Origin of the sequence: Pseudoxanthomonas sp. CCNWLY206-1, from assembly GCF_039710385.1 — a bacterium.
Taxonomy (GTDB): domain Bacteria; phylum Pseudomonadota; class Gammaproteobacteria; order Xanthomonadales; family Xanthomonadaceae; genus Pseudoxanthomonas_A.
Genome location: NZ_JBDKXI010000011.1, coordinates 1 through 21,920, shown reverse-complemented (window position 1 = coordinate 21,920; position 21,920 = coordinate 1). Strand labels below are relative to the sequence as shown.

Below are 21,920 nucleotides of genomic sequence, written 5' to 3'. Positions count from 1 at the left end.
GGAGTCGCGTTGGACATCGGGGCTGGCGACAAGACGCGCCTCTTCTTACGTCCGCCGGCATGCGGCTAGCGCAGCACGGCGGGTGCTCTTCAGGCTTCTCCAGGCAGCGCGTCGCGACGGGGCGCATCCAATCGCACCACCAGATAACGCAGGAAGAATTGCGTTGCCGGCCCAACGCCAAGTGCGAACACCACGGTGCCGATGCCGACGGTTCCGCCCAGCAGTGCGCCGATGGCGAGTACGGTGACTTCGATGACGGTGCGGACGCGACGGATGGACCAGCCGGTGCGGCGCGCGAGTCCCGTCATCAATCCATCGCGCGGGCCGGGACCTAACTGGGCACCGACATACAGCGCCGTCGCCAACGCGCAGAGCAGCACGCCGCCCAGCAGATAGGCGCACCGCACCGGCAGGCTGTCCGGTGTGTCGAGCAGTGCAAGGTTGATGTCCGCGAACGGTCCCAGCAGGAGCGTATTGGCCAGCGTGCCCAGGCCCGGCATCTGGCGCATCGGAATCCAGGCCAGCAACACGACGACCGCGACGATGATCATCACCACGCCAAAGGACAACGGCACGTGCCGCGCCACGCCCAGGTGGAAGACATCCCAAGGCGAGGCGCCCAAGGCGCCTTCGATCATCAATGCGATGGCGATGCCGTACAGCCAGAGGCCCAGCAGCAGTCGCGTGAGGCGTTCGGGCAGTCGCCCGGCCTTGAGTTGCGCGAGGGGCCCGAGATTGGCCAGCCCGGCAGTGGAAGTAGTGGTTTTCATAGGGCCACCATCGCGCCGATTGGCCCTTTCCCATAGAGCCAATCGTGCGATAGTGGCCTCATGAACCGGTCCATCGCCCCCGAACGCCTCGCTGCGCTCGTCAGCGGTTTCAATCGCTCGCCCGCTTATCGCGGCCTGCGCCAGGCAATGCAGGAATTGATCGGCGATGGCCGCATTCCCGTCGGCACCCGCCTGCCCAGCGAACGCGCCGTCACCGAGGCGCTGGGTGTATCCCGCAATACCGTGACCCGCGCGTATGCGGATCTGATCGCCGCCGGATTCGCCACGGCTCGGCAAGGCGCGGGAACCTATGCCACCGTGCCGATCGATCTTCGTCGTGCACACGACCATGCGCTGCATCCTCTCGGTGTAGCGCAATCATCCGAAGGCGCGATCGATCTCAATTGCGCGGCCGGTGCGGCGACACCGGGTGTTGCGGCCGCCTACGAACGCGCGCTGGCCGCGCTGCCGTCCTATCTGGCCAGCGATGGATACCTGCCATCAGGATTGCCGGGCCTGCAGGCGATCATCGCCGAGTCGTACACGCGGCGCGGATTGCCCACGACCGCCGGGCAGATCGTCATCACCTCAGGCGCGCTTTCGGGCATCGCGATTATTGCGCGTGCGCTCTCGCGCCCGGGCGACCGCGTCATGATCGAGTCGCCGGTCTACTCGAACGCCATCGAAGCGCTACGACTTGGCGGCGGGCGCTTGATCAGCTCGCCGCTGTCCGATTCGCCGGGCGATGAAGGCTGGGACATGGATGGCATTGAAGCCACGTTGCGACAGACCTCGCCGCATCTCGCGTATCTGATTCCCGATTTCCAGAATCCCACCGGTTTCCTGATGAACGATGCGACGCGGGCGCGATACGCCAGCGCGCTGCAGGCCACGCGCACGATCGCCATCGTCGATGAATCCTTGCAGGCGACCCGTCTATCTGACGAAGCGATGCCGGCTCCCTTCGCCGCGCATGCCGCCGACGCCATCACTATTGGCAGCGCTTCGAAAATGTTCTGGGGTGGTTTGCGTGTGGGATGGATCAGGGCGCCGCGCGAACTCGTCAGCCGGATCATCGCGGCGCGCGTGCAGATAGATCTGGGCAGTTCGCTCTTCGATCAGTTGGTGATTGCGGAGTTGCTCGGCGCGACCGACATCCTCGCGGTCCGGCGCGAGCAATTGCGGCAACGCCGGGATGCGCTGGCGGGAGCCTTGACGGAACACTTGCCGAGCTGGCGCTTCCGGCTTCCCGGCGGCGGACTGACGTTGTGGGTGCAATTGCCTCATGGCAGCGCCACGCGATTGGCCGCCGACGTGGAACGCGCGGGGGTCTACCTGGCGCCGGGCCCGGTGTTCAGTGTGGAAGGCGGATCCGATACCCGGCTGCGGATTCCGTATGCGAAGCCGGAGGAGCAATTGGTGGAGGCGGTCAGGCGCATCGCTAATGTATGGACGGATGTTCCGCTGGGATCGCGCAGCCGCCGCGAATCGTCGCGGCGACTGATTGCGTGAACCGACCGAAGTGCATCATCCGGCATTGACGTTGACTTGATACGTTTCGCGTCGGCCGCGTAGGGCCGACCTACGGCTTTTTCGTTTGTTCCGCTTGCTGCTTCCGCACCCAGCGCATCAGGTTGAGGAAGGTGTCGGTCCAGTAGATGTCGCGATGCGCGTCCAGGTAGGCGAGCAGTTTTTCGTGGGCTTCGTTGGACACACTCAGGTAATCGCCGCCGATGCCGTGGAAGGTGAAGTTGACCATGGTGCCCTGCCGCGCGGCTTGCTCTACTTGCGCGATCAACTGTTCGCCAGTCACGTCGACCGGTCCCCCGATCGGCACTGCCAGCGGATCCAGCTTGCGCATGTTCGGGACTATCGCGTTGCCGCCCATCTTTATTCCCACGAACTGGTCGCCTATCGCCGCGACATAATCGCCGTCGCGCGCCATTCTCTCGACACACGGCGCGGTATAGGTCCGCTCGCTTGCGCCGTCGATCGCATGCAGCATGACGTTGCCCAGCATGACTTGGTCGCGCATCTGCGCCACGGTGGTGGAATCCAGATCGCGCTGCGGTTCCACCCAGTCGCGTCCCGGCTGGGACCCGGAACATTGGTGGAACAAACTGTGGTTGCCCAGCTCGTGCCCGTTGCGGGCGGCAGCGCGCCATTCGGCCATGCGCCGCAGCACGGTTTCGCGCGACAGCTGCAGGTAAAAGCTGCCCTTCAGTCCGTGGCGATCAAGTGCCGGGATTGCGTTGTCCAGATGCGAATCCAGAGCGTCGTCATACGCCAGACTGACCGCGGCCTTTTTTCCGTCGGGCCAGGCGAAGTCCGCTTTGGCCGCCACCGCATCAGCCGCCACCAGCGCCAGTGCGATGCCCCACATGCCGATCTTCATGCCAAAAGCCATAGCGCGACTCCGGTTTCGATAGCTCACGATGGCGGCCAGATTACATTTTCTGGAGGGTTAGCGCGAAGGCCGAAATAGCTCTTTCGCGACAGGCCCTGCGATTGATCAGCGAAGACGGGCTCAGTCCAGTCCAACCAGGCGAACTACCACCGAGGAGGGCTCGGATCGACCCCAGGGAAACGCCCAATAACGCACGTAGTGAACCGACCCGTGTAGATCCTCGTGCGTCAGATAAGACACTTCGACCAGGAATGGCCCCACTACTCTGGCGGAAACGTCATTCCGCTGCAGCAAGGGGAAATCGCCGTCGCGGACGTTCTGCATACTGACTTTTCGGTAGGTTTCATCCGCGCACCATGTCAGCGACACCCAGGCCATGGCGTAGCCAATGCAAAGAACGCTTGCGGTGGCGAGAAGAGTTCCTAGGGTTATCTTTTTCCAGAGCACGGGATTCCTTTCAGCCGGTTGCAGGGGGGCGTTGCCTTGGATGTTTCACTGCTAGGCGATGGGTGTCGCGAAGCTCGAACCATCCTACGTACAATCCGGCAACGTGGCGACTGCGACAGCTTCACATCGACGGAACACCTAATTGAGTTTCTATCGGATCTATCCATGAATTCGAAAACCGCCTTACTGCTTGCCGTCCTCCTCGTACCCTGTGCCGTGAACGCGGGTGACGCACCGTCGCCTCCGCCGACGAGCGAAGGTCACTACCGCCTGCCCTACGCAGACGGCACGCGAGTCAAGGTCTTCGATGATGCGAGGACGCACCGGCCCGTGGGCCGCATTGACCTGTACGCCGTCGATGGCCAGACGCCTTATCGCGTCACCGCCGCCGCCGCGGGGAAAATAGCCGCGATACAGGACAGCTACGCGGAGCAGCAAAGCGGCCGCGCCGCCGCGGACTGCCGCAACAACTACGTATGGATCAGCCACCCCAACGGCGAATGGACGACCTACTCCCACCTGGCCCAAGGATCGGTTTCGAGCGCCGCGGGCCTCAAGGTCGGCGACATGGTCGCTGCCGGACAATACATAGGCGACGAGGATGCGGTTGGATGCGCGATGCTCGACCATGTTCACTTTGAAGTGGCAGTTGTCGATGCCGCCGATCCCATAGACGAAGGCGGCTTTCTCAAGGACAACGCGGATGGCAAGCGCATGCGGAATCCGCGCTTCTGTGGCGTGCCGGATGACGTCGCTGTCAAAGACGCGGTGTACAACGCCGTTCCCTGTAACGATCCGTAGTCACGGCACCAAGCCCACTTCATGGAATGCCATGGTTTCTCGTCCGGTGGGCTTGACCCGCCCCATGGCCGTGCGATCTCTATTCGTCCGGCAGCGCGGCGACTGCGACGATTTCAACGACGATATCGGGCTGCGCCAGCGCCGCGACGCCGATGATTTCCGAGGGCGGCGGATTGTTGTAGCTGCAGTGCTTGGGGCAATGCTCGGCGAAGAATTCGTCCATCACATCCAGATGGTAGTTGGGAGAACTCAGCACGCCGCCATCGGGGAATGGTCCCTTGACGAAGATGGTCAGCCGGACAAGGTACTCGAGTGAACTACCCAGCTCTTCCAGGTCAGATTTGATATTGGTGAGCACCGCGCGCCACTGCGCTGCCGCGTCGCCGCCGAAGCCACCTTTACTGCCGGTGGGATCGTAATCGTCAGCGGTCGCCGTGTTTCCGCACAGATAGACCATTCCCTTGGCGCCGGTAACGACGGTCCCCTTTCCCCACGGCATCAAATGACCGCTTTTGAATTTCTTATGGGTCACCAGCTCCATATCTGTTCTCCCGCGTTCAAGAAAATCGCTTGGCAATATTCTTGGCCGGTTCAACGCTATGGAAGCGTGAACTTGCGGGCAGCGCGCTTCTATATGCGCCGGGTGAACCACGCGTGCATCAAGCCCGCCTGGAAGAACTGAACCGGCGGTTCAAAGCCGGCGGATTCGATGATGGAGGCGACCCGCTTGGGCGGCAGTACCGCCACGTCCTTGGCATACGCAGCACGCGTCCTTTCCAGTCGTTCGGTCTGCACGCCTGGCGCCATGACGTTGAGCCAGACAGGTAACAGTGCGGCGTAAGCACTCGACTCGATATCTGATGCCAGATCGGAGCTGGCCAGAACTCCACCGGGCACCAGCCTGTTTGCAATCCCGCGAAAGAATTCGGTGCGGGCCTCCTGTGGCAGGATGAACTGCGACACCAGTAAACAGGTGGCCCCGTCATGCCGATCTTGGGTGGCAAGCGAGTCGAGGTAGCCTTCATGAAAATAACAACGCGACAGGTATCCCTCTGCTTCGGCTCGCTGGCGACACACATCGAGCATCGCACCCGAAGGATCGACCGCAGTGAATGTCCAGCCAGGATACTTTTGCGCGAGGTAAGCCAGCTCCGCCCCTGTCCCGACGCCAACGCAGAGAATTCGCGCATCTGCTGGCAAGTCGACGAAGATGGACTCGAGTAGAAAATTCAAATTGTCGCGAATGGGCGCCATTCGTGCCCATTGCTTGTCATAGCCGGAGGCCTGTTGATCGAAGATGGCCTTGAGTTCTTCCTGTTGCATTTGTTTCCTTTTTTGTTAGCGATGTTTGTAGTTGGCACTAGCAAGTAGCCCGAGTAAGGCCAACGGCCGCACCGCGCCCCGATAGCCGCTGAGCGCCGCGATGAAGAACGCGCCGCAGCGCGGCAAGATGACGAACGACCGAGCATCCGGGACAACGTGGAGTTTCCGTGTGAAGCACCCCCGGGTGCGCTCCACTCCTAGGCTACGGCAGCGGCATAACGACATAACCACTTGCCATCAATTGCCGCAGCTTCGCCACAACCTTTGCATCTCAATGGGTCCGTCCGATCACCTCCGGGAATGGAAAAGAAATGACGACTCCTGTAACCGTTTCCTCACACTTTCATTCTAGTCGGTTGCTAGAAAGTCATCCGACTTAACGGGAGGCAGGCGGCAATGCGAATCACGATTGTTGGGGCGGGATTTACTGGTGGTACCTTGGCGACATTGCTCGCTTCCGAGAACGACAAGACTACGGAAGTCTGCTTGGTGGGCGTTGAGGAAACTTTTGCGCGCGGGGTGGCCTACGGCGAAACGCGACCGGAGCACGTGCTGAATGTGCGTGCCGCGCATTTGGGCGCGAACCCCGACAATCCGGGGGAATTCGCTGACTGGTTGAACCTGGGCAAGCAGGGCCGCGAAGGCTTTCTGCCACGCCTGGCTTATGGCGAATACCTGTCAGACCGGCTGCAGAAAGCCAAGGACAATGCCAGCAATTTGACCCTGCTGCGCCAGGAAGCCATCGCCATCAATCGGCTCGGGAATGGCTTTCGCGTGCATCTGGATGACGGGAGCTATTTCGCCAGCGACCAGGTCGTGCTGGCGCTGGGTGCGTTGCCGCCACAGCGGTTGATAGGCATCGGACCAAGACTGGCGCGGCATCCCCGCTACATTGCGTGGCCGTGGCAGGACGATGCGCTGAACCAGATCGATTCGGATGCCCGTGTGCTGATCATTGGCACCGGACTGACGATGGCGGACGTCGCTGCTAGCCTCGTACGCCGCAGTCACCGTGGCGAACTTGTGGCTATTTCCCGGCATGGATTGCTGCCGCGATCCCATGCACCTGCGCCGGGAGCACCGATCGAGCTCCCGCCCAATGTTCACCAAGCGCTTCGCAAGCCCGATGTTCGCCAGCTGGTTGCCGCTATCCGGTCGCTGTCCCACGTCGTGCCGGACTGGCGCGGCGCGATCGACGCGCTACGGCCACACACCCAGGCGTTCTGGCGCGGATTGCCGGCGATGGAACGCGCTCGCTTCCTGCGCCACGTCCGTTCCTACTGGGAAGTCGCCCGCCATCGCGTCGCTCCAGAAGTGGCCGACCTGCTCAGCGGCTTGCAGGCATCCGGACAACTCAAGGTGCGCGCCGCCCGCCTGCTCAGGGCCGGACTGCGTGCGAACAGCGCGGAGGCGCTCATTCGCGAACGCGGCAAGGAGCAAGTGCAGGTTGAACAGTACGACTACGTGATCCGCGCGACCGGTCTGGATACCGACATTCTGCGTACCACCCATCCGCTCGCATCACAGCTGCGCGAGGCAGGCCTGATCAGCGCGGACGAACACGGCTTGGGCATCAATGCGTCGGACGATTTCGAAGCACTGGATCAGCATGGCGACCGCACCCCCGGCCTGTATTGCATCGGGCCGCTGCTGCGCGGACATCTCTGGGAAATCACCGCCGTGCCCGAGCTGCGCACCGCGGCCAAGGCGCTTTCGCAACGGCTGCGATCAACGGATTCCACTACGGCAAATACTCGTGCCCAAACCCGTAGCCTTGAGCGAGAGTTGGTTCTATCGAAAGGTTTCTGAGCAGGTAGCCCGGGTAAGCGAAGCGCACCCGGGGAACGCCTCAACGTTCGCCGAGCATGCCCCGTTGCTTCGAATGATGCTCCCAATCCAGATTGCACCCGGAGAAGGTAGGGTTTCCATGTAAGGCGCCCCGGGTGCGCTTCGCTTACCCGGGCTACGTTGACCCCCATCCAGATTGCACCCGCAGAAGGTGGGGTTTCCATGTAAGGCACCCGGGTGCGCTTCGCTTACCCGGGCTACGTTGACTCCCCATCCAGATTGCACCCGGAGAAGGTAGGGTTCCCATGTAAGGCGACCCGGGTGCGCTTCGCTTACCCGGGCTACGTTGGCTACGTTGACGTCGTAGAAAACCCATGAAGCGTTTGAACGCTCGGCTGAATGCTGCGTCTGATGCGTAACCAAGACGGTCGGCGATTTCGGCAACGGTCATGGTTTCATTCTTCAGCCAGACCGCGCCAAGGCGCATGCGCCACTGCAGGAGATATCGCGCGGGCGAAACGCCGAGAAGTGTTGCGAACCGTTCCGAGAACGACGACCTCGACATACCGGCCGCCACGGCAAGCGTATCCACTGTCCATGCATTTCCGGGCAGCCGATGAATCTTGGCGAGAGCGGCGCCAATCTGCGGGTCCCTCACCGCGGCGGGCCAGCCAGACAGATCAGATGGTCGCGTCTCGATCCACGCTCTGATGATCTGCGTCATCACGATGTCGGCAAGCCGCGTCATGATGGTGGTCGAACCAATCCGCTGGCTCGCGACTTCCGACGCCAGCAGGTCCAGCAACACGGGCAACGAACTCTCGCTCTGAACAGACCTGCGCACTACCAGCACGTCCGGCAAAAGTTCCAGTAGCGGGTGCGCAGTCGGGCCGTCGAAAGCAATCGTGCAGCACACGATCAATGAGCGCGCGCCGCCTCCACCGCCGGCAAGGCGGTAAGTGGAGTTGCCCACGAGTTGCGGCGCCATATCCTTCAGAGGCTGTGGTTTCCTTCGGGGTTCATCCGCAATGATGTGGCCGGTTCCGTGGGGAAGAAGCACCACGTCGCCTGCTTCCAGCCACAGCGGTTCCCGGCCTGCGGTCAGCATGCAGATCGCACCTTCCGCAACGAAGTGGAAGCGCACGCCTTCCTGGTATGGAATCTCCACGCCCCATGGCGCAGTCAGTTCACTGCGGCCATAGGAGGCGCGAGCAAGGCGAAGGTCCTGAAGCACCTCGCTTAGAAGGTCTCCCGATGGCGTTCCGCCAGCCGTCATTGCATTTCGTCCACGTTGGTAATCGCGGCCGTGGGAAAATCCGTGCCCATGCGGACCGTGATCAAAATCGAAAGCGACGACCGCCATGTATTCGAGTTGTACTTCACCCCGCCGGGCAAGGGCGAAGTACTGGCGACGCGACAGGTCTATACGCGTTTGCGGGAGTAAGCCGCAAGAAAGCGGGTAGCTACGTTGACTTGGCGTCGTGGCTTCCATGACGTCGACTGACTTCAGTGAACGACTCGGAAACGAGTTGCTCCAGCACCATGATATCGACATCGGCGAGTCGCTTGATCGACAGACAGGCCTTGCCCATCTTGTGCTTGCCAAGATGCGATAGAAGTTTCTGCTGTGACGGCGTATCCACCATCAAGTAGATACTGATGTCGCTCTTGCGAGCAGCAAACCCTGTCGCACATGCCTCGCCCGAGTGGCCGCTCGCATAGGTGTACTTGTAGCTGCCAAAGCCCACGATGCTGGTGCCCCACATTACCGGCGGCTGCTTGGTGACGCGGCGCATGAGCTTAAGCAGTTCCTGGCAGTCTGTCTGCCGCGCCGGATCAGGAATCTGCGCGATGTACTCCTCGGTCGACAACTGCGTTGGTTTTGTTTTCGCCTCTGCCATGAGCACCTCGCGATTGCAGGTTGCGGCGCGAAACTATCCGTTAGACGCGCCTGGGGCTGGTTACGGTCGCCCCCATCCTACTCGCCCATGCCCCCGAACACGTGGCGCGGACAACAGCTCTTGCAGCTTCGGCAAGCAGCCTGGATAGAAGGCTAGGAACCCAGACCCGGGGTAGCCTGGGTAAGGCGGAAGGCCGCACCCGGGAAATGCCTCAACGTTTTTCGAGCAAGGCATGCCTACGGTCGTTAGTCATTCGCGCTGTGGCGCGCTCTCCGCGAACCCTGGGCGGCTATCGTGGCGCTGTGCGCTGCGCTTATCCGGGCTACGGAGGGCCTGCAGCTTCAGGGGCGAAGCGTGTCGCGTAGAACTTCCGGCATTGGTGAAGCTTGTATGGATAAGACGCTCGCCGTTGCGGCGGCACTCATCTCGAACGGCTGTTCAAACAGGTAGGAGGTAGCCCGGGTAAGGCCATAGGCCGCACCCGGGACAACGTAGAGCTCCCGTGTAAAGCGCCCCGGATGCGCTGCGCTTATCCGGGCTACGTCGAATTCTGCAGCTTCAGGGGCGAAGCGTGTCGCGTAGAACTTCCGGCATTGGTGAAGCTTGTACGGATAAGACGCTCGCCGTTGCGGCGGCACTCATCTCGAACGGCTGTTCAAACAGGTAGAGCATTTCTTCCACCTCGGCCATGATCGAGTCGCTGCGCCCCATCTCCACGACGTCTTTCGCCGTCATTCTTATCAGCTGCGGCGATGGTGCATTCGCCATTTCAGCAAGTTGGCCGGTAAGTTCGCGCACCGAAATATTGGCGCAAGGCGGCACGTGCCAGGATTTCCCCCATGCCGCATCGGAGCGAGAGGCGGCGATCAGGGCGCGCGCGGCATCTTCGGTATAGGTCCAGCTATGGGCGACGTCCAGATCGCCGGGATAATACGCGGGAGATCCTGCAAGCACATTGGGCGTCACCATCAAGTTGTAGATCGAGTAGGCGCCGTGACCCAGAAAATCGCTGGCGCGCACTTCGGTTGCACGTACGCGCCCGGCCGTGTGCGCATGCAGAGCGTCTTCCCATATCTTGGCGCGGATACGGCCTTTAACCGAGGTAGGCGACAGCGGATGGTCTTCCAACACGGCGCCGCTAACAGGTCCATACCCATACACGTTGCCCAGCATCACGTAGTCCACCCCGGCACGCTCGGCCACCTCCAACATGCCGGCCGCCAGCGCGGGGAATTCCTGGGGCCAGCGGTCGTACCGCGGCATGGCGCAGTTGAAGAGCGTCCGCGCTCCATCAACGACGCGTACCAACCCATCCGCATCCGCTGCATCCAGCGCAATGCGGTCGATCAAGGGCGCGTCCGCGCCAGAGCCATTCCGCGTAACCAGCTTGACCTGCTCGCCAGCCTCGGCGAGCTGACGGGCAACCGCACGGCCGGTCGCACCGGCACCAATCACGACAGCGTAGGACATGAACCACTCACTAGAAGAAAGGAGTGAGCAGAATCCTGTACCGGGGCCGGAGTAAGCTAGTGGCTGAATTGACAGTTATCGGGATATTCCAGCCATGCACCGTGTCGTCGTGGTAGCCCTTCCGCCGGTCAACACCTTCGATATTTCCATCCCGGGATTGATCCTTGGCAACGCGTTGGTTGACGGCAAGCCCGCGTACGAAGTCCGGATATGTACGCCACGCCCTGGGACTGTCAAAGCCTCCGACGGTCTGAGCCTGGTGGTGCGCCGAGGCTTGGGCATCTTGAAGGGCGCCGACACGGTGATCGTGGCCGGCACCGGCGCCCGCAACAGTATTGAGCCCGCCGTGCTCAAAGCATTGCAGCGTGCTCACAAGGCGTCGAAACGAGTGGCTTCCATCTGCACTGGCGCATTCGCACTGGCACATGCCGGGCTGCTGGATGGACGCAGCGCCACCACGTACTGGTTGTACTCGGAAGAGTTTCGCCGGCGCTTTACTGCCATCGATGTACGGCCCGACGTCTTGTTCGTGGAGGATGGGAACGTGGTGACGTCGGCCGGCGTGGCAGCAGGCATCGACTTGTGCCTGCATCTGGTGGCGCAAGATTATGGTGCGGCCGCAGCGAATGACGTCGCCAGGCTAGCGGTCGTACAACCTGCCCGCGCAGGCGGCCAAGCACAGTTCATCCAGCGCCGGGGTATCCCCGGAAACGATGCCGGCTTGGGCGCTTTGCGCGAGTGGGCCACAAAGAACCTTGAAAATCCGATCTCGCTTTCCGATCTGGCCGCACGAGCACACCTGAGCGAGCGAACGCTCACGCGCAGATTCCGTGAGGAGACTGGCACCAGCCCACTGCAATGGCTGTTGCAGCAACGCATCGATCGTGCCCGGGAATTACTGGAGACCACCACCCTGCCCATGGATCAACTTGCCGAGCATAGCGGCCTGGGCAACGCGGATTCTTTGCGCCAGCACTTCTCTCGCCGGCTGGGAATTTCTCCTGGCGCCTATCGTGCGGCTTTCAGGCACGACCGGACTGGCGGCGGAGCAACGTTGGGGCCTCACAGGTCAACGTAGCCGCGCCCCGAAGCCGCTAAGCGCCCGCGATGAAGAACGCGCCGCGCCGCGGCTAGATGGCGAACAACCTAGCCTCCGGGGAACGTAGAGTTTCCGTGTGAAGCACCCCCGGGTGCGCTGCGCTTACCCGGGCTACACCGACGCCGCCGGCTCTAGCGACCGGCGTCCGGAAGCTGGGGAAACGGTTCGAAACACTCGATCAGCATGTCGGTGAGCACCCGTACCTTTCGCGCCGGGTGCCGCCCCGGCGGGCGGATGACATAGATGCCTGCCGGAGGCGGCGGATAGCGCGTCATGACCGGGACCAGCGCACCGGAGGCGACATACTCGTTGGTGAGGCCATCGGGAAGCCAGGCGATGCCGAGTCCTGCGACGGCGGCGGAGATGAGCGCGGTGCCATTGTCGGCTTTGAAGCGCCCGCGTGGATGGACGGTGACGATCTCGCTGCCATCCATGAACTGCCAGGCTTCGGTTCCCTGCATAAGCGCTTCATGGGCGGCCAGTTCCTTCGGCGTTTCCGGAGAACCGTGCGCTTCGATATAGCCCGGGCTCGCAACGAGCTTTCCATGCAGCGGCCCAACGCATCGTGCGATCAAGCTGGAATCCTGCAGATAGCCAACCCTGATCGCACAGTCGAAACCCTCGGCGACGATATCAACGAAGCGATCGCTGTAGGCGGCATGCACGTGAAGCTGCGGATGACGCCGCGCCATTTCCGCAAACACCGGGGCGAAATGGGTGGGGCCGAAAGAAAGCGGCGCCGCAATCCGGAAGCGGCCGCGCAATTCGCCCGTGGGCAGGAGCGCGTCCATGGCCGCGTCCATCTCGGCACAGGCTCTGGCGGCATGGTCGCGAAACGTGGCACCGGCTTCTGTGAGGGCAGCACCGCGAGTGGTTCGTGCAAGCAGCTGGATGCCCAGTTCCGCCTCCAGCCGGGCCAATTGCCGGCTGACGATCGACTTGGAAACGCCGAGCCGGCGCGCGGCGGGCGAAACTCCCCCCGCGTCGGCCACTTCCACGAATGCCCGCAGCGCTTCGATATCCAATTGACGTTCCCGTTGTGCGATACAGCGTGACACAAGGATAGCCAGTTCGGCGTTCCCGGATCTGCGACACAGCTTGGCACAAACAGGCGCTACCGCCGTGCGAATGCGAATGGCAAGGTTTGTCCCGCGCAGGCAGCGCTTCGGTAGCCGCGTGTGCCGCGGCATACCCCATTCCCCCACAACGGCAGCAAAGGACTCTTCATGAAGTTTCGTAATGGCCTCGCATCGCTTCTCCGCCCCGAAGACTCGGTCCTCGTTCTGATCGACCATCAGCCCTACCAGCTCACGAACGTCAACAGCCATGACCCGCATATGGTGGTCAACAACACCACCGCGCTGGCGAAGCTAGCAAAAGCCTTCAATGTTCCCACCGTTCTCACCAGCGTGATCGCGGCGCGCGGTGGACTTCTCTTCAAGCAGATCACCGAGGTATTTCCGGACCAGGAAGTCATCGATCGCACCTGGGTGAACACCTGGCAGGACGAGAATGTGGTCAGCGCCGTCAAGGCGACTGGCCGCAAGCAGCTGATCATCGCCGGCCTGTGGACCGAAGTCTGCGTCGCAATGCCCGTCATCCAGGCCGCCGGCGAAGGCTGGGACGTGACCGTGATCACCGACGCGTCGGGCGGGATTTCGAAGGAGTCTCACGAAGTTGCCATCCAGCGAATGATCGCGGCAGGCGCGAACGTGATGACCGTGATGGCGCTCGCTGGCGAATGGCAACGCGATTGGGCGCGCACCGAGCATGTCGAGGAGCTGACCGAGATTCTCATCCAGCACTTCGCCGGCAGCGGCATCGCGTATCTATGGGAACAGCAGCTGCTCAACACGCCGGTGCCCAGCGCCGCAGGCTGATCCGCGTGGAATGACGTAGGAGCGGCGTCCCGCCGCGAGCTCTCCCAGGCGAGGCTACGAATGAGATCAAAGACCGTCTATGCGCCTTGATTCTTGCTGCCTTTGCAGTTTGTCTTGGAGAGAGTCAATCATTTTTCCATCGCGGTAATGAGTAGCCGGATAAGCGCTGCGCTTACCCGGCTACGTTGGCTCGTGCGCCGCAGCCGGGACAAGTAGCGCACGCCAGAGCATAGCCTTAAGCTGGGCGCCAACTCGATGGTTGAAGGCGAACCCATGTGGGCTAAGAAGGGATTTGTCCTGTGCGCGGCGATTGCCGTGGTGGCGGTGGCTTGGATAGTACAGCCGTGGTTTCAGGTCATTGACCCAACGGCACCGATGTCGAGTGCTGACGCGCTCAACGCCACGGTCCAGGCAGCCTGGTTCCAAGCCGCGGGTTCTATTGGCGCCATCCTTGTCGCCATTTTCCTGGCGGCCTATCAACAGCGGCGCTCCGAGCGACTCGCGTCTGAAGAACGACAACGCCAGCGGGGGCACGCCGAAGCCTATCTGATGACGGCATTTGCCGGAGTGATAAGCGAATGCAGCTCCAAAGGGCCGAAGGCTTGCAAGATAAGCAAGGCCCTGCTGCTCGTTGATCAGAAGCCCGACCTCACCGATCTCACCGAACTGTTTACCTTGAAATCCGCGGGTGTTCTCGAAAGCCGCATCGAAGACTGTCGCGCGCTTGATGCATCGAGCGGCAGGCAATTGATCATCGAAGCTTCCGGCATTATCGGCTACAACAAGACCCTGAGTGACCTGATCTATTCCTACGGACAAAACCCTGGCCCGGAAAATCTCCAACGTCTTCTTGTTATCGTTGCCGAGCGATTGCACAGCTGCCAAGAATCGGCCATCAAGGGCATCATGCTTGTTGATCCCGCCGCTATCGAGCACTACGGCGCCGAGATGTTGTCGGAGCCACGCTGGCTTAAGGAACATTTAGTCGATGGTGGAGATATCCCCAACGGCGAAGCGAGCAGCTAGCAAGTAGCCCGGGTAAGCGCAGCGCACCCGGGGAAACACCTCAACGTTCGCCAAACTGCCCGGTCGAGTCGGGAGACACAGCCCAATCCCAAGGCAACCACCCATTCCTCACGTAATGATGAAAAGAGGAATGCGGCCATTCCGCCACCATATCGACCAAGCCATGCTTCAGCGGATTGATATGGACGTAATCAACGAGGGCCTGCAGTTCCTCTTCATCACGCACGGTCCGTTCCCAGTAACGCGATTGCCACGCTGACGGAGACCCCGGCTCAGAGGTGCGCCGAGTGAATCCCTTTTTGATGTCCTGCCACAGGCGCGGGTAGTTGGCCGTGTCGTCGCCCATGCGAATGACGGCATGCAAATGGTCCGGCAAGACGACCGCCGCGATCACGGCATGCGGTACGCGCCGTGCGGCTGTCCGCCAGGCGTCGCGCAGTGCGTCTACTTCACGGACCAGGAGGTCACTCCTACGATTGCGCAACGTCACAGTAAAAAAATACGTTGCGCCTGCAATCCGATTGCGGCGATATCTGACCATGGGTGAAGGTTACCCATGCGGTCTGTGTAACGCCAGCGATCATGCAATGTGTCGTTCCGGGCAAGGGCCAAAAATCGCATTCGCGGGTGATCAGAGTTTCCGTTTGAAGCACCCCGGGTGCGCTGCGCTTACCCGGGCTACGCCGGCTTGAATGGTTAGCAAGTAGCCCGGGGAAGCGCAGCGCACCCGGGGAAGGCCTCAACGCTCGCCAAATCTTCCGGTTGCATCAGATGGTATCGCCCAATCCAAAGGCAACCAGCCATTCCTCACGTAACGATGAAAGGTCGAATGCGGCCATTCCGACACCGCATCAACCAAACCGTGCTTCACAGGATTGATATGGACGTAGTCAACGAGGGCTTGCAGTTCCTCTTCATCACGCATCGTCCATTCGCAGTAACGTGTTCGAAGTTTCCGTGTGAAGCGCCCCGGGTGCGCTGCGCTTACCCGGGCTACTGGCGCTGACCCTGTTTCGCTGTCAAAGCAATCGGCCGATCATGCCGTGATTCGGAATATGCGCTCTGCATTTCGATGCGCGACCTTCGCCCGTTCTTCGTCGGAAAGCTGTGCCGACTCGAGAAATGCGACGGCGGGAGCAGTAGGCTGGAAGGGATAGTCGATGGCCCACATGACGTGGTCGATCCCAAGTTTGTCGATGCAGAACCGTAACGCCAGCGGATCTTCGACGCCACTGGTCGTGATGGCGAAGTTTCGCCGAAAGTACTCGCTCGGCTTCAACTCGTTCTTGCGGGCGGCGCCACGCGCACCCGGGGCGCCCATGAAATCCAGGCGCCACATCCAGAACGGCAGCGCCTCGCCCATGTGGCCGATGACGATGCGCAGTCGAGGGAAGCGGTCGAGGACGCCACTGAACATCAGGCGCACGATGTGCGTGCTGGTCTCGATGCCGTAGCCCCAGACCGCTCCCTCCATGCGGTAATCCCGGAAGGGGACCGCCATGCCGTCCGAGGGCGCGCGCGGGTGGATATAGAGCGGTGCGTCGAGCGCCTCCGCCGCTTCGAGGATCGGCCAGTAGCGTGGGTCATCCAGATAGGTGTTGTCGGTATGCGAGTTGACGATGAAGCCATTGAGCTTGAGCGTGTTGATAGCGCGTTCCATCTCCTTCGCGGCGGCGTGCGCGTCTTGCGGCGCGAAGCTCGCAAGGCCGGCGAACCGCGTGGGGTAACGGCGCACGGCCTCGCTCAAGCGATCGTTGGCAACGCGTGCCAGGGCGGCGGCCGTTCCGGGTTCGAGAATCTGCACGCCGGGCATGGACAGCGAGACCAATTGCATGTCGACGCCATTGGCATCCATGTCGGCCAGTCGCGCCGCGTCCAGGTCGAGCAGTTTCGGCAGCAGCAATCGCGCCAGCGCATCGCGATTGGAACTTGCCTTGCCGGTACCCGACGGTGCTTGGACAGTCGGCTGTGTTTGCGGCGGCGCGCCGGAAGCTTCGCCATAGATGGTGGCGAGTAGCGTGAGGTCCAGGCTCGAACCTCCCCGGCGCAGCACCTCACGCATGGGCTCGACCATTTCCGGGATGGTGAATGCTTCCTCGGTTGCGATCTTTCGCAGGCGCGTTCCGCGTTCCGCAGGCTGGGAGCCTTGTCCGGCATGGGGATCTTCCTGCGTCGCGCCGAGTCCCGGCAAGGCCGCAGCAGCCGCCAACAATGACATCCGAGCCAGAGCCGTCCTGCGATCAATGTCCATAAGCGCCTCAGATGTTTGGCGGATTCTCGTTGCGGCTCCGTAATAGGCCGTGAAGACACTGACAGGTGGCGTATGCAGCAAGTTCTAGCGGCATTCCCGTTCGTGGCGACGGAGTAGCATCGCTAAGCGCGACCATCCATTACTTGGAGACTGCCCCGGGGGAAGTTGAACTGCTAGGCCTCATGACTCGCCCCGGACAGTTCCCGGCACATGGCTTCATGACGCTCCAGGTGCTCAGGAGACATGGCGGATTCTATTGCCTGTCTGAGTTCGAACGGATCCAGTTCAATTCCGGATAGATCTCCGGCCCAGTTTGGGCCGGCCAGAACGCCATCACCCGACATACCCGGCAGCCAGCGAAACATGAAATCGAAGAGCGGCATGCTTGCTGGACGATGTGCAGGGAAATCCTTGGACTGCGCTCTCTTGGCATAAGCCTGATCCGAGAAGAAGAGCAATACCGTGGCGGGCTCCTCCTCATCATCTTCCACTTCAGCGTTGGAGTCGCAACAGGCGGTGCCGGTTTCGGACGTCAAGTACCAGACAGCGTCGGCATCAACGACACGACGTATAAAACGGTCGACATCAGCTTTGGCATCAGCGGCATTGCGGAGCATCGCGAAACTTCCAATGAGGCATAACGCCCGAGCTAAGCCGATCAGCGAAGCGGGTTCGGCTTGAATGAATTGTTGGGCGCCTACAGCTGAGAGGCGGCATCCAAGGCCTCTTGAACCGCCCGATTGTCGGCATACTTTTGGCGAATAGTAGATACATCCCGGTCAATGCTGTCGCAGCGCAGGTCTGTCATGGTTGAGGCAACTTCCTTGTCTCGATCGGAGCCGTCACCGTTGAACTCTCCTGCGAAGTGGAAGCAAGCCGCCAACCGCTCCGCGACTTGCCGTGCATCGCCAGGGAGGCCAGGAAAACCCGTTGCTAGCAAGTCCTCGTTTGCAGCAGGCGTGGGAGTGCCAGCGCACCCTGCTGCGAATAGAACCAAGACTGCGAGAACCTGCCTCATGGTTTGGCCGGGTCACATCGAAAATGGACTTTCAAGATCGTCCGCCAGTGCGACCATTGCGGCCGACTGAGGAAAGTCCGGGAATTGGCTGGCGAATGCACGGGCCCAATTCCCAAAAAACCTGAAGTCATTCTCTGAAGTAACGTCGAATACCACGGAGGTGTGGGACTCATGCAGCCGATCCAGGATGATTCCCACCCGCTCCCACTGCTCTAGCAGGTCGGCTTCTGGTATCGCCATGAGCCGGCGGCAGAATTCTTGCTCATCAGAGAGACACATGATGGTGGGTGCCGCTTGGATGTCTCTCTGAATCGCTTCCAGTTGTGTCATAAACCAGACCCCTTGGAAAGGAGAGATTGAGTCAATACAACCTAATGCCTTGTGCTTTGAATCTAGCAAGTAGCCCGGGTAAGGCCAACGGCCGCACCCGGGGAACGGAAGGATATACGTGTAGAGCCCCCCGGGTGCGCTGCGCTTATCCGGGCTACGCTGGCTAGGTGCCGCCCGTGATGCCGCGAACTGCATACAAGAAGCCCCAGTAAAGTAACGGCCCACAGAAAATCCCGTACAAAACGAGAACAGCGAGTCCAGTACCTACTTGCACAAAAGCGCCATCAGCCGTTGGCCAAGTCTCACGGAGGTCTCGGATGCCCGCAACGATGAGCCAAGCCAAGCCGGCAATGAACACAATAGCTGCGGAAGCGCCAAGGAACATCCGGATGGGCAGCAGCCAGTAGCCGAGAGCGACCAAGACCATGCAGCTATCTGATAGAAGCTCTGCAGCGAGGAGCGCTTTTGAGCCGCCACCACGGATGTCATCTCGAACCCAGAAGAACGTGAAGGCACCATAGCCAACGAGATATACGTACAGCCACCAGGGCATATGCGGCACCTACGCCGAATTAAGCCAACCCGCGAAGCGGGTTCGGCTTGAATGAGTTGTTAGCTGCCATACGGGGTAGCCGTAAGCGCGACCTTGAGATCTCCGATGGAGACCGTGGCTTGTGTGCCAGGCCGTACGACCACCTCCGGAGATATGGAGCCGTGAGATGAGTCCAGCTGCGTGGAAATTTTAATGCGGTCGGGGCCGTCATCAGTGGCAATCAGCTTGAGCCTGTAGCTGTCCGGGCCAGAAACATCCATGGAGCCTTGAACACCACTCTTGACGACCATTCTGGGCGCGCCGAACTCTTCGCCCTTGTGAAACAAGCGCAATGACACGCTATAAGCATCTGCAGCATTGGCGGAGAAAGAGGCTGCAGCAATCGAGATTGCAAGAGCCAGGGTGGGAATTCGAGCTTTGTGAGTACTCATGACCTCTCCTATGGTAACGGCTGAGATAAGCTGACCTGCCCAAGCAGCTGTCCGATCAATACCGGAGTGATGCGGGCTCGGCTTGAATGAATTTTTAGGCCGCGTCACCACGAGCCAGAGAGCGTTTGATCAGGAGCCTCGTAGCTATCAGGCCGATCCCAAAGAACACTGCAAGGATGTTTGTACACCTGTTTGTACAAGAGTACGGGCAAGTCAACGATCCCCAGCAACCGTGATCGCCTTCTTGTTGCGTTGCATGAGCCTATCGCGACACATCCTCTCAATCTCAGAATAAACAATATCGATTCGCTTTAGCTTTTCCATGTCTGACCATTGGCGCCTCTCGATCCTGGAATAGGTTTCCTGCTGTCGTTTCTTGGCTTCTTCATTGGGCGAATGTTGTTTTTCCGCGTTTTTCCTGAATGCCTCCATCTCTCTGCCTGCCGCAAGTATGTCGTGAACAAAGTCCACTAACCAGAATGCTTTCTCCTGATAATCAACACCTAAGACCGCACCCGCCCTCAAGGCGGTAGCTCGAAGCTTCTCGACATCAGCCGAATGTTCGTTGTACGTGATATCCGCCCAGCGCCTGTTCTTTCTAAGAGCCCAATCTTGCTCAGTCTCACCCTCCAGCTTAGGCATACGCCCCGACTCGCCTCTCTGGGAGTACGGATAGAACATTAGTTTCAGAAGGTCTGCTACCAGCTTTGATTGGACAAAAAGTGCTTCCGCTACATCCATCTCGCGTTGAAATCGAACTTGCTGCTGCCAAGCTTTTCGACTTACCCATGCCACGTAAGCCAGTACGGCCGTTGCCAGCCCACCCAGCAGCGAACCCAATGCACCAATGATCGCCAAAATGTTCATTCGCCACCAAGATGAGATATTAAGCGGCTAGGCTAGCAAGTAGCCCGGGTAAGGCCAACGGCCGCACCCGGGGAACGGAAGGATTACGTGTAGAGCACCCCGGGTGCGCTTTGCTTACCCGGGCTACGCTGGCTCGTCATAAGCGTGCTTGATGGGAAGCGAGTAGCCCGGGTAAGGCCAAGGGCCGCACCCGGGGGAACGTGGAGTTCCCGTGTGAAGCGGGCGGCCGCGGACGCCGATATGAAACCAAACAGGCAACGGGAAGAGCTAGAAGTGCACAACACGTTCGAGGAAGCCGCTCTACCATCGATCTTCATATCCCTTTCGGAATGTCGGCTTTGCGGTCGAAGTTCCTGCCGGGAAAAATCTCACGCGCGCGATTGGCCGCAATAACGTTCAAGCCGGTGTGGCCGACGTTGGGTTAAGGTGTTCCCTAGCGACGTCACCGAACAACGATTCGATCGTCATCAGTTAAGAGCCTTCCTCCACAAACTGATTAGCGTCGAATCCCGCTCCCTTCTCCGAAAGGAGGGAAAGCGTTCGCGCTATCGTCGTACGGCGAACCTGATCAGCATCAAGCCTCGCAACTGAAATCCGACGCTAGTCAGGCTCTCTCTGGGCACGCATCTCAGCCATATGCTGAAGGGCTGAATCGAGATCCGCCTGATCGACCCACCCAAGCAGACGTAAGGAGAGGAAAAATGGGCAAAGTTCGCGTGGACGCATTCTCAATCTCGGTGGACGGCTACGGGGCAGGACCCAACCAAGGACTGGACAATCCTCTCGGCGTAGGCGGCGAAGAACTGCACAACTGGTTCGTCCCGACCCGCAGCTTCCAGCGCCAGTCCGGCAGGGAAGGCGGAACCGGCGGAATCGATGAGGATTTCGCAGCCCGAGCGACGGCGAGCGTCGGCGCCTGGATCCTGGGGCGCAACATGTTCGGGCCGGTGCGTGGACCTTGGCCGGACGAGAATTGGCGCGGCTGGTGGGGCGACAATCCGCCTTACCATTGCCCGGCCTTCGTCCTCACCCATCATCCGCGCGCACCGGTAGAGATGGAAGGCGGGACGGTCTTCCATTTCGTTACCGGCGGCATTCGCGAGGCACTCGACCGGGCACGCGATGCGGCCGGCGACAAGGATGTGCGGATCGGCGGCGGTGCCGCCACGGTCCGGCAATATCTGGAAGCGGATCTGATCGACCAGATGCACATCGCGATCTCGCCGGTGTTGCTCGGATCGGGCGAGCCGCTGTTCGCCGGGCTCGACCTGCCGGCGCGCGGCTTCGTCATCACCGAGCATGCCGCGAGTGAGCAGGCGATGCATATTGTGATGACCAAACAGAACTGAAGGACAAGTGTTTGCTCGGAAGCAATCGGTTGCGACCGTCTTGGACAATCACGGCGCCAAGCAAAGTCGACATTAGACAGGAACCCTCCGTATCGGAAGGCGGCGCTTTAACTCGTCAGAAATGTACTCTGACCCTGAGGTATCCCCACGTTTTTCATACTGAGATCAACCGCTTATTGGCGATCTGACTGGAAAGTAGTGCGCGCATG

The 21,920-nt window shown here is 60.7% G+C and carries 24 protein-coding genes; 7 read left to right on the top strand and 17 right to left on the bottom strand.

Features of this window, described 5'->3' with window-relative positions:
• Positions 1-89: 89 nt before the first annotated feature.
• Positions 90-770 carry a hypothetical protein gene (locus AADW18_RS19410; protein ID WP_337345059.1) on the bottom strand — a complete coding sequence of 227 codons (681 nt, stop codon included), beginning with the start codon at positions 768-770 and terminating at the stop codon, positions 90-92.
• Between the two features lie 60 nt (positions 771-830).
• On the opposite strand from AADW18_RS19410, the gene AADW18_RS19405 reads away from it, so the two are divergent.
• A complete protein-coding gene (locus AADW18_RS19405) occupies positions 831-2,282 on the top strand; it encodes a PLP-dependent aminotransferase family protein (protein WP_337345058.1) in 1,452 nt (483 codons plus the stop codon).
• A 70-nt stretch (positions 2,283-2,352) separates the two neighbouring features.
• On the opposite strand, the gene AADW18_RS19400 is transcribed toward AADW18_RS19405, so the two are convergent.
• The gene (locus AADW18_RS19400) at positions 2,353-3,177 is read right to left on the bottom strand and encodes a polysaccharide deacetylase family protein (protein WP_337345057.1); all 825 of its coding nucleotides are present in this window, start codon (positions 3,175-3,177) and stop codon (positions 2,353-2,355) included.
• A gap of 120 nt (positions 3,178-3,297) precedes the next feature.
• On the bottom strand, positions 3,298-3,555 hold the full coding sequence (locus AADW18_RS19395; protein WP_337345056.1) for a hypothetical protein: 258 nt from the start codon (positions 3,553-3,555) through the stop codon (positions 3,298-3,300).
• Between the two features lie 234 nt (positions 3,556-3,789).
• Between AADW18_RS19395 and AADW18_RS19390 the strand changes: the two genes are divergently transcribed.
• Entirely contained in the window at positions 3,790-4,425 is a 636-nt protein-coding gene (locus AADW18_RS19390; RefSeq protein ID WP_337345055.1) for a M23 family metallopeptidase, read from the top strand.
• A gap of 79 nt (positions 4,426-4,504) precedes the next feature.
• On the opposite strand, the gene AADW18_RS19385 is transcribed toward AADW18_RS19390, so the two are convergent.
• Positions 4,505-4,966 (bottom strand): RidA family protein, encoded by a 462-nt coding sequence (locus AADW18_RS19385; RefSeq protein WP_337345054.1) that lies wholly within the window; start codon positions 4,964-4,966, stop codon positions 4,505-4,507.
• Between the two features lie 89 nt (positions 4,967-5,055).
• Positions 5,056-5,748, bottom strand: a complete 693-nt coding sequence (locus AADW18_RS19380; protein WP_337345053.1) for a class I SAM-dependent methyltransferase — start codon at positions 5,746-5,748, stop codon at positions 5,056-5,058.
• A 396-nt stretch (positions 5,749-6,144) separates the two neighbouring features.
• Here AADW18_RS19380 and AADW18_RS19375 point away from each other — a divergent pair, with 396 nt between their 5' ends.
• The gene (locus AADW18_RS19375) at positions 6,145-7,557 is read left to right on the top strand and encodes an FAD/NAD(P)-binding protein (RefSeq protein ID WP_337345052.1); all 1,413 of its coding nucleotides are present in this window, start codon (positions 6,145-6,147) and stop codon (positions 7,555-7,557) included.
• Positions 7,558-7,711: 154 nt separating this feature from the next.
• Here AADW18_RS19375 and AADW18_RS19370 read toward each other — a convergent pair whose 3' ends face one another.
• From AADW18_RS19370 to AADW18_RS19360, 3 genes are all read right to left on the bottom strand, one after another.
• A complete protein-coding gene (locus tag AADW18_RS19370) occupies positions 7,712-8,812 on the bottom strand; it encodes an AraC family transcriptional regulator (protein ID WP_337345051.1) in 1,101 nt (366 codons plus the stop codon).
• Positions 8,813-8,999: 187 nt separating this feature from the next.
• On the bottom strand, positions 9,000-9,437 hold the full coding sequence (locus AADW18_RS19365; protein ID WP_337345050.1) for a DUF1801 domain-containing protein: 438 nt from the start codon (positions 9,435-9,437) through the stop codon (positions 9,000-9,002).
• A gap of 558 nt (positions 9,438-9,995) precedes the next feature.
• Positions 9,996-10,907 carry an NAD-dependent epimerase/dehydratase family protein gene (locus tag AADW18_RS19360; protein ID WP_337345049.1) on the bottom strand — a complete coding sequence of 304 codons (912 nt, stop codon included), beginning with the start codon at positions 10,905-10,907 and terminating at the stop codon, positions 9,996-9,998.
• A 94-nt stretch (positions 10,908-11,001) separates the two neighbouring features.
• Between AADW18_RS19360 and AADW18_RS19355 the strand changes: the two genes are divergently transcribed.
• Positions 11,002-11,985 carry a helix-turn-helix domain-containing protein gene (locus tag AADW18_RS19355; RefSeq protein ID WP_337345048.1) on the top strand — a complete coding sequence of 328 codons (984 nt, stop codon included), beginning with the start codon at positions 11,002-11,004 and terminating at the stop codon, positions 11,983-11,985.
• A gap of 152 nt (positions 11,986-12,137) precedes the next feature.
• Here AADW18_RS19355 and AADW18_RS19350 read toward each other — a convergent pair whose 3' ends face one another.
• Positions 12,138-13,031 carry a LysR family transcriptional regulator gene (locus AADW18_RS19350; RefSeq protein WP_337345047.1) on the bottom strand — a complete coding sequence of 298 codons (894 nt, stop codon included), beginning with the start codon at positions 13,029-13,031 and terminating at the stop codon, positions 12,138-12,140.
• Positions 13,032-13,184: 153 nt separating this feature from the next.
• Here AADW18_RS19350 and AADW18_RS19345 point away from each other — a divergent pair, with 153 nt between their 5' ends.
• Together AADW18_RS19345 and AADW18_RS19340 are read left to right on the top strand one after the other, a co-directional pair.
• A complete protein-coding gene (locus AADW18_RS19345; RefSeq protein ID WP_337345046.1) occupies positions 13,185-13,886 on the top strand; it encodes a hydrolase in 702 nt (233 codons plus the stop codon).
• Positions 13,887-14,159: 273 nt separating this feature from the next.
• Positions 14,160-14,912, top strand: a complete 753-nt coding sequence (locus AADW18_RS19340) for a hypothetical protein (RefSeq protein WP_337345045.1) — start codon at positions 14,160-14,162, stop codon at positions 14,910-14,912.
• A 40-nt stretch (positions 14,913-14,952) separates the two neighbouring features.
• On the opposite strand, the gene AADW18_RS19335 is transcribed toward AADW18_RS19340, so the two are convergent.
• The 8 genes from AADW18_RS19335 to AADW18_RS19300 form a co-directional block, all read right to left on the bottom strand.
• A complete protein-coding gene (locus AADW18_RS19335) occupies positions 14,953-15,453 on the bottom strand; it encodes a transposase (RefSeq protein ID WP_337345044.1) in 501 nt (166 codons plus the stop codon).
• 198 nt (positions 15,454-15,651) lie between these two features.
• Positions 15,652-15,837, bottom strand: a complete 186-nt coding sequence (locus AADW18_RS19330; RefSeq protein ID WP_337345043.1) for a hypothetical protein — start codon at positions 15,835-15,837, stop codon at positions 15,652-15,654.
• Between the two features lie 111 nt (positions 15,838-15,948).
• A complete protein-coding gene (locus AADW18_RS19325; protein ID WP_337345042.1) occupies positions 15,949-17,244 on the bottom strand; it encodes an amidohydrolase family protein in 1,296 nt (431 codons plus the stop codon).
• A 92-nt stretch (positions 17,245-17,336) separates the two neighbouring features.
• Positions 17,337-17,780, bottom strand: a complete 444-nt coding sequence (locus AADW18_RS19320) for a DUF2750 domain-containing protein (RefSeq protein WP_337345041.1) — start codon at positions 17,778-17,780, stop codon at positions 17,337-17,339.
• 413 nt (positions 17,781-18,193) lie between these two features.
• A complete protein-coding gene (locus AADW18_RS19315) occupies positions 18,194-18,511 on the bottom strand; it encodes a hypothetical protein (RefSeq protein ID WP_337345040.1) in 318 nt (105 codons plus the stop codon).
• A 163-nt stretch (positions 18,512-18,674) separates the two neighbouring features.
• A complete protein-coding gene (locus tag AADW18_RS19310; protein ID WP_337345039.1) occupies positions 18,675-19,064 on the bottom strand; it encodes a hypothetical protein in 390 nt (129 codons plus the stop codon).
• 59 nt (positions 19,065-19,123) lie between these two features.
• Positions 19,124-19,495: a hypothetical protein gene (locus AADW18_RS19305; RefSeq protein ID WP_337345038.1), complete on the bottom strand. Its 372-nt coding sequence runs from the start codon at positions 19,493-19,495 to the stop codon at positions 19,124-19,126.
• Between the two features lie 213 nt (positions 19,496-19,708).
• On the bottom strand, positions 19,709-20,362 hold the full coding sequence (locus tag AADW18_RS19300; protein WP_337345037.1) for a hypothetical protein: 654 nt from the start codon (positions 20,360-20,362) through the stop codon (positions 19,709-19,711).
• Between the two features lie 701 nt (positions 20,363-21,063).
• Between AADW18_RS19300 and AADW18_RS19295 the strand changes: the two genes are divergently transcribed.
• Positions 21,064-21,711, top strand: a complete 648-nt coding sequence (locus AADW18_RS19295; protein WP_337345036.1) for a dihydrofolate reductase family protein — start codon at positions 21,064-21,066, stop codon at positions 21,709-21,711.
• Positions 21,712-21,920: the final 209 nt, after the last annotated feature.